Annotated in this window: 5 protein-coding genes; all 5 read left to right on the top strand. The window is 45.3% G+C overall.

The window, feature by feature from the left end; all coding sequences use genetic code 11:
• Nucleotides 1-192: 192 nt before the first annotated feature.
• The 5 genes from ACEW9J_RS24865 (at nucleotide 193) to ACEW9J_RS24885 (ending at nucleotide 9,494) form a co-directional block, all read left to right on the top strand.
• Nucleotides 193-6,354, top strand: coding sequence for an AAA family ATPase (locus tag ACEW9J_RS24865; RefSeq protein ID WP_373547751.1), 6,162 nt, complete (start codon nucleotides 193-195; stop codon nucleotides 6,352-6,354).
• 118 nt (nucleotides 6,355-6,472) lie between these two features.
• Nucleotides 6,473-6,889 (top strand): element excision factor XisH family protein, encoded by a 417-nt coding sequence (locus tag ACEW9J_RS24870; RefSeq protein ID WP_373547752.1) that lies wholly within the window; start codon nucleotides 6,473-6,475, stop codon nucleotides 6,887-6,889.
• On the top strand, nucleotides 6,877-7,212 hold the full coding sequence (locus ACEW9J_RS24875; protein WP_373547753.1) for a XisI protein: 336 nt from the start codon (nucleotides 6,877-6,879) through the stop codon (nucleotides 7,210-7,212). Before ACEW9J_RS24870 ends, ACEW9J_RS24875 begins: the two co-directional genes overlap by 13 nt.
• Before the next feature lie 18 nt (nucleotides 7,213-7,230).
• Nucleotides 7,231-8,205, top strand: coding sequence for a tyrosine-type recombinase/integrase (locus ACEW9J_RS24880; protein ID WP_373547754.1), 975 nt, complete (start codon nucleotides 7,231-7,233; stop codon nucleotides 8,203-8,205).
• Nucleotides 8,206-8,456: 251 nt separating this feature from the next.
• On the top strand, nucleotides 8,457-9,494 hold the full coding sequence (locus ACEW9J_RS24885) for a tyrosine-type recombinase/integrase (protein ID WP_373547755.1): 1,038 nt from the start codon (nucleotides 8,457-8,459) through the stop codon (nucleotides 9,492-9,494).
• The last annotated feature ends 219 nt before the right edge of the window (nucleotides 9,495-9,713 follow it).

A 9,713-nucleotide genomic window follows, 5' to 3' on the forward strand; every position in this document is an offset into this window, starting at 1 on the left:
GGGGTTTCCCCAAGTAGAGCACCTTTTCAAGACACAATCGTTGGCATTCAAGTAGTTTGCTATAGTATATCTATAATTTTGGATAAGTAAATAGATCCGACTATTTTTTGAATACCCGTTTGCTAGCAAGGCTTTCAGCAATTTTATCCGCGATTTAGCTCAACCACACATCAACAAAAGGCGATCGTAATCATGGCAACTATTTCAGGCTATCAGGCGATCGAAAAGATCTATGAAAGTACCAATTCATTGGTGTATCGTGGGCAGCGGGTAGAAGATGGGCGATCGGTTATTCTCAAAACACTCAAACAAGCCTACCCATCTCCCAAACAAATAGCCTGGTTTAAACGAGAGTATACAATTACCAAAAACCTTCAGGTTGAAGGTGTCGTCAATGTCTACGATCTGGAAAACGAACAAAACTGTTGGGTCATAGTCCTAGCAGATTTTGGCGGTGAATCTCTAGCACGATTGATGCACGATGGTAGACAATTTACTGTAGCTGAGTTTCTAAATATTGCGATCCAAATTGTTGAGATTCTCGGTCGAGTCCATCAGTGTCAAATCATTCACAAAGACATTAACCCATCCAATATAGTTTTCAACCCCACCACAGGTCAGATCGAGCTGATTGACTTTGGTATTTCCACCTTCCTCTCACGCGAAAATCCCAACTTAGGCAATCCCACTCAGTTGGAAGGTACATTAGCCTATATCTCACCCGAACAAACTGGACGGATGAATCGAGAAATCGATCGTCGTACTGATTTTTACTCTTTGGGGGTAACTTTTTATGAGCTATTAACTAATCGATTGCCCTTTGCAACTACTGATGCAATGGAGTTAGTTCACTCGCACATTGCCAAACACCCCACCCCACCGCACATACTCATCCCAGAGATTCCGCTCTGCTTGTCTGAGATTGTGATGAAGCTGATGGCTAAAAATGCTGAAGATCGTTACCAATCAGCTTGTGGTCTTCAGGTAGACTTAGAAGCATGTCACAGCCAATGGTCGCAAACCGGACGTATCGATCCCTTTGGGTTGGGAAATCGAGATATTGCCGATAAATTCCAAATTTCTCAAAAATTATACGGGCGCGAACGGGAAATCGAGCAGTTGTTGGCTGGCTTTGAGCGAGTCAGTCTAGGGCAAAAGCAAATGATGCTAGTCAGAGGTTATTCTGGCATTGGTAAGTCAGTTTTAGTCAAGGAAGTATATAAACCAATTACGCGGCAGCATGGCTACTTTATCTCTGGCAAATTCGACCAGTTCCAAAGAGATATTCCTTATTCTTCTTTGGTACGAGCCTTTCGCAGCCTAATCAAACAACTCTTGGCAGAAAATGATGTCCAGATCGCTGACTGGCGACAAAAATTGTTAGCTGCTCTTGGTAATAATGGTCGAGTAATTATCGCTCTAATTCCCGAACTAGAGCTGATGATTGGTGCCCAGCCTGCCGTAGCAGAACTAGCTGCCGCAGAAGCCCAAAATCGCTTCAATCTAGTATTTAAAAACTTTGTCTGGGTGTTTGCGCGATCGGCACATCCCTTGGTGTTATTTTTAGACGATCTGCAATGGGCTGATGAAGCTTCTTTGTTGCTGATGCAACTGCTCATGACCGAAACTCAGGGTCATTATTTATATATTATTGGTGCCTATCGAAATAATGAGACAAATCCAGCTCATCCCTTAATATTAACCTTGGACGAGATCGGTAAAACTGAAGGATTGGTCGATTATATCACCCTGCAACCTTTGGAATCGATCGAGGTAAATCGGTTAATTAGTACAACTCTTAAAGTTGCGGAAGAGACTGCCGCACCACTGACAGAATTGGTGCTAGCTAAAACTAATGGCAATCCTTTCTTTGTCAATGAGTTTTTGAAATCGCTATACGATCGAGAATTATTGGTATTTGACTACCAGCTCAACCATTGGCAGTGGGATTTAGGGGAAATCCAAGCTCAAGCCATCACCGATAATGTGGTCGAACTGATATCCGCTAACGTTCAAAAGTTGGAAACGTCCACCCAACAGGTATTAAAACTAGCAGCCTGTATTGGCAACCAATTCGATCTCCAGACGTTGGCAACTGTATCCGCACAATCCCCCCATGCAACCGCAACAGAACTGTGGCCAGCTATTTTAGCTGGTTTAGTTTTACCGCTGAGTGATGCTTATAAACTGCTCGAATCTGACACACAGGACTTGTCACAGAGCATTACTATCGAATATAAGTTTGCCCACGATCGCATCCAACAAGCAGTCTATTTGCTAATTCCAGCAGCGGATAAACAGGCTGTGCATCTGCGGATGGGTCAACTGTTAATGCAAACTACGCCCCTAGCAACACAAGAGCAAAAACTCTTTGAAATTGTCAACCAATTAAACTTGGGTCGGCAACTAATCGAGCGACAACAAGAGCGAGATGAACTGGCTAGATTGAATCTCAGAGTTGGTAAAAAAGCCAAGCAAGCGGTAGCTTATCAACCAGCATTCAATTACTTTCAGGTTGGATTGAGCCTATTAGGAGCAGACTGCTGGCAGTGTCAGTACGATCTCATCCTCAAACTGTATGTAGAAGCAGCCGAAACAAAGTTCCTGCTCGGCGATCTGGTGCAGATGGAACAGTTAGTTGAGATCGTATTGCAAACAGCCAACACATTGCTAGATAAGGCGAAAGTTTATAGCCTGAAAATCCAAGCTGCTTCCTCACAGAATCAGCTAGTGGAGGCAGTGAGTGTCGCGCTGTCAATTTTGGAGATGATGGGGATAGTTTTCCCCACCCAACCAAGCCCATTAGATATCGAGCATAGTTTAGCCGAAGTAAAAGCTGCTTTAGCGGCGAGAGGAATTAAGGATGTCGCGGATTTAGTCGATCTACCCGCAATGACCGATCCAGAAAAGCTTGCAGCCATGAATTTCATGTTTGAAATGATGCACAGTTGCTATGTGACCTCTCCTCCTCTGTTTGCCCTAGTAGTGACGAAAATGGTCAGCTTATCGGTTGAGTATGGAAATGCACCTCTGTCCGCTAGGGCATATGCGACCTATGGAATAGTTCTCTGTGGAGTAGTAGCAGATCTTGATGGAGGTTATCAAGTCGGTCAACTCGCTTTGAAGCTGATCGAAAAATTTAATGCCAAAGAACTTCAGCCGAGTATTCTCTTCTTTGTAAATTGTTTTATCAGACATTGGAAAGAGCACGTTAGGGCAACTCTCATCCCTTTTTTAGAAGGATATCGAATCGGTCTAGAGACTGGGGATTTACATTTTGCTGCTTGGGGAATACATTCTCACTGCTACCTCGCCTACTATAGCGGCAAGGAACTAGCAGAGCTAGAACGGGAGATGGAAAAAGCGAGCGTTGCCATCGCTCAAATCCAGCAAAAGCATATCCTTGAAAGACACAAAACTTACTGGCAAGCGGTCTTAAATCTAATTGGCAAATCCGAACATAATTGTCGTTTGGTCGGAGAGCACTACGATGAAGAAACAATGAAGCAAGTTTTTGTGGAAATAAACGATCGCAATGCCCTATGTGAGCTGTATCTTCAAAAACTCATTCTTTGCTATCTTTTTCAAGAATATCCTCAAGCAATTGAGAATGCGATCGCCGCAGCCGAATATGTCGGGAATACAATTGGGACGATTAATTTTGCGATCTTCCATTTTTATGATTCGTTAGCTTGGTTGGCAATATTTGGTGACGATCCACTGCAACAACCGCAGATCCTGGAAAAAGTAGCTCATAATCAGCAAAAAATGGAGCATTGGTCGCATCATGCACCGATGAATTATTTGCACAAATATTACTTAGTTGAAGCCGAACTTGCTAGAGTATTAGGCCAAGACAAAGATGCCAGAGAATATTACGATCTAGCTATCTCTCTAGCCACAGAAAACGAATATACCAATGAAGTAGCTCTAGCCAACGAGCTTGCCGGACGGTTTTATTTGGGCAGAAACCAAAAGCATGTAGCCAACCATTATCTATTTGATGCTTACTACGCTTATCAACGTTGGGGCGCGATAGCAAAACTTAAAGATCTCGAAACTCGATATCCACAGTTTTTGGATGTCAAATCATCCAGAACTCCAGGTAGTTTTCCAGTTTCCACAACTGGTGGTAGCACGGGTGAGGCTTTAGACTTAGCTACAGTAATGAAAGCTTCGCAAACTATTTCTAGCGAAATTTTACTGGATGAGTTATTGAAAAGATCGCTCAAAATAGTCATGGAAAATGCTGGTGCTCGAATTGGATTTCTGATTTTAGAAACAGCAGGTGAATTATCGATCGTCGCCCAAGGTTCGAGTGAACCAGAAGAGATAAAAGTAGATCGCGCCACCCCCGTCGCCACCAGCACAGAGTTACCCATCTCTCTATTGAATTATGTAGCCAGAACCAGAGAAGATGTAGTAATAGCAGATGCCAGCGGTGAGAGTATATTTGCCACAGATCATTACATCATCCAAACCCAACCCAAGTCGATCTTATGTACTCCGATCGTCCATCAATCCCAACTAATCGGTCTGCTGTATTTAGAAAATAATCTTACTATCGGTACCTTCACACCCGATCGAGTAGAAATCCTCAAGCTCCTATCTGCTCAAGCCGCAATCTCGATCCAAAATGCCCAACTTTACGTCGCCTTGCGTGAAAACGAAAGCAGACTGAATAAATTCTTAGAAGGAGTGCCCGTGGGTATTGGTATCCTCGATGCTGATGGCAAACCTTTCTATGCCAATCAGATCGCCCAGCAGCTCTTGGGCAAAGGGATTGTCGCCGAAGCCACAGCCGATCGATTGTCGGAAATTTATCAACTCTATCAAGCCGGAACCGATCGACTCTACCCGACTCAAAATCAGCCCCTGATCCGAGCATTAAGTGGCGAACGTAGCACTGTTGACGATATCGAAATTCATCAAGCTGACAAAATTATTCCGATCGAATCTGCTGGTACGCCAGTCTTTGACGACAATGGTCGAGTTGCCTATGCGATGGTTGCCTTTACCGATATATCCCTTCGCAAACGAGCCGAAGCCGAGCGGATTCAGTTCGCCCAAGAGCTAGCACTCAAAAATCTTGCCCTCGAACAAGCCAGAGATGAATTAACCGAATACAGCCGCACCCTAGAACACAAAGTCCTAGAACGCACCCAAGAACTCTCTCACACCCTCGGTATCCTCAAAGCCACCCAATCCGAACTCCTGTTTGAAAACGAGCTACTCCGCAGTGCCGAATCACCCACCACCTTTGACTATCAAGTCGGTGGCAGCCTGCCGATGGACGCACCCACCTATGTCGTCCGTGCCGCCGACAGGCACTTGTACAAAGCAATCAAACGCGGCGAGTTTTGCTACGTCCTCAATCCCCGCCAGATGGGTAAATCCAGCCTGATGGTACGGATGATAAATCACCTCCAACATGAAGGGATGTGGTGTGCCTCGATCGATATGACTCGGATTGGCAGTGAAACCGTCACCCCCGAACAATGGTACAAGGGCATCGCCTCCGAATTAGGCCGACATTTCGAGCTACGTGGTAAAGTCAACCTCAAAACTTGGTGGCAAGATCGCGTCGATCTCTCCCCAGTCCAGCGATTGAGTGAATTTATCGAATTGGTTTTACTCGTAGAAGTCGGCACGCCCTCAACCCAACTCGTCATTTTCATCGATGAAATCGATTGCATCTTGGGCTTAAAATTCCCCGTTAATGATTTCTTCGCCCTGATTCGTTCCTGCTACAACCAGCGCAGCCTCAACCCCAAATATCAACGCTTAACTTTCGCCCTCTTTGGTGTCGCCACCCCTTCCGAGTTAATTACCAATACCCAGATTACCCCCTTCAATATCGGCCAATCTATTCAACTCGAAGGCTTCAAAGAACACGAAGCCCAACCCTTACTACAAGGATTGGCAGAGCGAGTCACCAACCCTCAAACCATCCTCAAAGCAGTCCTATCCTGGACGAACGGACAACCGTTCCTCACTCAAAAACTCTGTAAGCTAATTCGCAATAGTCCCGATCTCATTCCTCTCAACCGCGAAGCCGAGTGGATCGAGCAGCTAGTAAGGACGCAGATAATCGATAATTGGGAATCCCAAGACGAACCAGAACACTTGAGAACCATTCGCGATCGGATTACCAAAAGTCGGCAATCTCCGCAACTGCTCGCGCTCTATCAACAAGTTTTAGAACAGTCAGAAATTGCGATCGCCAATAGTCCCATCGAACGGGAATTACTATTATCGGGGATTATCGTCAAGCACCAGAACACTCTCGTGGTTCAAAACCGGATTTATGCCTCGATATTTAATAGTGATTGGAGGGTGGTGAGCAGCATTTAAATCAAAATCTGGGTTAACGATGCTTTAGCTTTAATGGGTCAGACAAAATTCATTGTCGTACTCTTATTTTGTGCTAGCATAGCACTATCGCTAGCAATCTCCGCCAACCAATTATCCGATGCCAGCTAAAGATATCTTCCACGATTGCTTCAAAGCCGCCTTAGTCAAAGATGGCTGGCATATCAGCCACGATCCGTACAACCTCAAGGTTGGCAAAAAAGATCTCTTCATCGACTTGGGAGCTGAAAAGTTACTGGCTGCGGATAAAGGATCTCAGAAAATTGCAGTTGAAATTAAAAGTTTTGTCAGTCCTTCGGAAATTAGAGATCTTGAAGTCGCTCTGGGTCAGTACGTTCTCTATCAAAATGTCCTAGCCCGAATTGAGCCAGAACGCACACTTTATCTGGCTATTCGCGAATCAATTTTTCTAAAATTGTTCGAGCAGGAGATCGGACAGATCCTACTTGAAAATCAAGTTCTCAAACTCTTAACTTTTTACCCTGAAACAGAGGAGATCGCTCGATGGATCGGTTAGATACTTACCGTCAAATTATCCGCAAGGTGCTTAAACCCTATGTCAATATTGTCTACGCCAACGTTAGCGTCAAAAATCACCAAATCTTCGATCCCGAAACCGATGGATACTTAATCCTCTCAGAGGGTTGGGAACGTCAAACTCATCTTCATAGTTGTTTGATTCACGTCGAGATTATTGACAATCGAGTCTGGATTCAGTTAGACAATACTGAGGATGGCATCGCCGACGAACTAATCCAACAGGGCATTCCCAAACAAGATATCGTCCTCGGTTTTCATGAACCGGAAATCCGTCCTTACACTGGATTTGCAGTAGCCTAATCCCTGGAGCGTCAGAAAATGGTCGTCAATATTAATGCCGAGCCACAGCCTACGCCAGAAAGCTCTTTAGTCTCGACTACATCTTCTGCCGTAACGGATATATTAGCCGAATTCCTGCGTCTGAAAATCTCTGCCAACACCAAGCGAAACTATGGTAAAGCGATCGCCGATTTTTGTCGTCGCATCTACAGCAGTGACGTATCTACCAAGCTCCTCTCTCAATTTCTCTGTTTATCTCAGCCCGAAGCAGTTTACCAAGCCCTACAATACCGACAACAACTCATCGAAGCTAAATTAGCCCCCAGTACGATTAACGTTCGGCTTTCAGCTCTAAAATCCTTCGTCGATTACGCCCGGACTGTAGAACGATGTAGCTTCAATCTAGCCGATGTTAGCTGCTTGAAAGTTGAAAGTTATGGTGATACCACAGGGATTGCTGTGGCTGGGTTTAGAGAAATGCTGCTTATTCCAGATCGCAGCACAGTCAAAGGGATCAGAGATTATGCAATTCTGAGATTACTTTGGGACAACGCTTTACGCCGTAATGAAATCTGTAGTCTCGACGTAGTTGATTTTAGCGAATCTGGAAGACTGGCGATTCTGGGCAAAGGCAAGATCCAAAAAAGCCAGATCGACCTATCGCTAGCAACCACCATCGCGATCTCACAATGGTTGGCAGCTAGAGATAACTATCAATCGTCCGATCCTCTATTCACCAGCCTAGATCGACGTAGCAAGGGACATCGACTCGATGGTAGCACTATTTATCGCTTGGTGCGAGAGTTTAGCGAAGCAGCAGGGATCGATAAAATAGTCTCTCCCCATCGGATTAGGCACAGTGCCATCACAGCGTACCTCGATGCCAGCGACGGTAATATTCGAGCCGCTCAATCCTTGAGTCGTCACGCCAACCTCAACACCCTCAGTCGTTACGACGATAATCGCCATAAATATCAAGCGATTGCTACTAATACACTAGCCGATTTGGTGTGAATTTGGCGAAAACCTCTAAAAGCTAGCAACCGATTGAAACCTAGTTCCAGCAACAACTATAGTCTCAAGACGTTCCGCTAAAGTGCCTTAGCGGCCCGTTGCTTTTAGGGGGGTGGGAGTGTGGGGGAAAGGGGAAAGGGGAAAGAAACTTTGCCCCCAGGGAATTTAGAGTGAATGTGGAAGAATTTGTTAAAAAATTACACTCGGATTCAAGTAGAATTTAGATACTAGCCTCCTTAAAGAGTGCCCCATTGGACGATCTAAATCCCACTGCTACACCTGACGTTTCAAACATCCCATCGGCAACCCCCTTTAATCTCAATGCTGATGAATTAATTGCCGCGTTTACCAATTTCCTCACCTTCGATGTTGGGGCGGGTGGTGCTAGTGCCGAAACGATCCGTACTTATTGGTGCGAAGTCCGCTACTATCTACTTTGGTGCCAGACAAATCAGCTTCAACCCCTAACTGTCACTAGGGATCAGATTAAGATCTATCGCCATCATCTTGTCTCTAAAAAATATAAGCCCACCACCATTTCCCTCAAACTCGTCGCCATCAGTCGAATGTACGATGCGGCGATGGAATACAGACTGCTGACAATTAACCCCGTCTGGGGCGTTAAACCGCCCAAACAGCGCAGCGATCCTGCCGAACGGATTACTTATTTAACTGCGGAGGAAGCCCAAGCCTTCCTCCAGGCTCCCTTGAGTAAACCTGCATCGCTCAAGACGTTGCGCGACCAACTGTTGTTGGGAATTATGACTTTAGAAGGCGCGCGAACGATGGAGGTGCATCGAGCTAACATCAAGGATATCGTGCGGGGGGTGATGGGCGTGGGGATTACCGTTACTAGCAAACAACAGCAGCGAATCGTGCCGTTAATTCCCGAATTAGTGGATTTACTCGATCGGTATTTACTCGCTAGAAAGAAGGCAGGGTACAGTATTGCTGGGATTACGCCGCTATTTATCAATCTTTATTACCGTCCCCGCAATTTAAATCCAGCCGAGCAAGATTTTCGGCTGTCGCGGCGGGGGATGAGAAAGATCGTCGATGGTTATCTCAATATGCTCGATCTCAAGTATGGCGAGGGTCGGACTTTATCGGCTCACTCACTGCGGCATACAGCGGGAACCTTAGCGATTCAAAGTGGTGCGTCTTTGCGGCAGGTACAAGATTTACTGGGACATGCCGATCCTCGGACTACGGCGATTTATACGCATGTCGGCGACAGGTGGCTGAATAATCCGGCTTTGAATTTAGGGATTAAACTTACTCCTGATTAATTGCCCAGAACGAACTAAAACTAGCCGAACGAGCATCACTGTGACTACCTGTTCGTGAGATGTACGTTCATTTTTTAGGGAGCGATCTCTCTAAAGTGCCAATGTTTTGGACGATCTTAACGGCAAAGATTATTGTAAGATAACCTCACTTCTCTGTCGTTGGCGATCGTCAATGCCAGATCGGTAAATTACCCGATCTCTCTAAAGTTTTTGGATTTA

Source organism: Chamaesiphon sp. (genome assembly GCF_041737865.1).
Classification (GTDB): Bacteria; Cyanobacteriota; Cyanobacteriia; order Cyanobacteriales; family Chamaesiphonaceae; genus Chamaesiphon.

What these genes read in the sequence shown, in the direction of transcription:
- ACEW9J_RS24875 (WP_373547753.1), top strand. Translation starts at nt 6,877, where the DNA reads ATGGATCGGTTAGATACTTACCGTCAAATTATCCGCAAGGTGCTTAAA.
- ACEW9J_RS24870 (WP_373547752.1), top strand. Translation starts at nt 6,473, where the DNA reads ATGCCAGCTAAAGATATCTTCCACGATTGCTTCAAAGCCGCCTTAGTC.
- ACEW9J_RS24865 (WP_373547751.1), top strand. Translation starts at nt 193, where the DNA reads ATGGCAACTATTTCAGGCTATCAGGCGATCGAAAAGATCTATGAAAGT.
- ACEW9J_RS24880 (WP_373547754.1), top strand. Translation starts at nt 7,231, where the DNA reads ATGGTCGTCAATATTAATGCCGAGCCACAGCCTACGCCAGAAAGCTCT.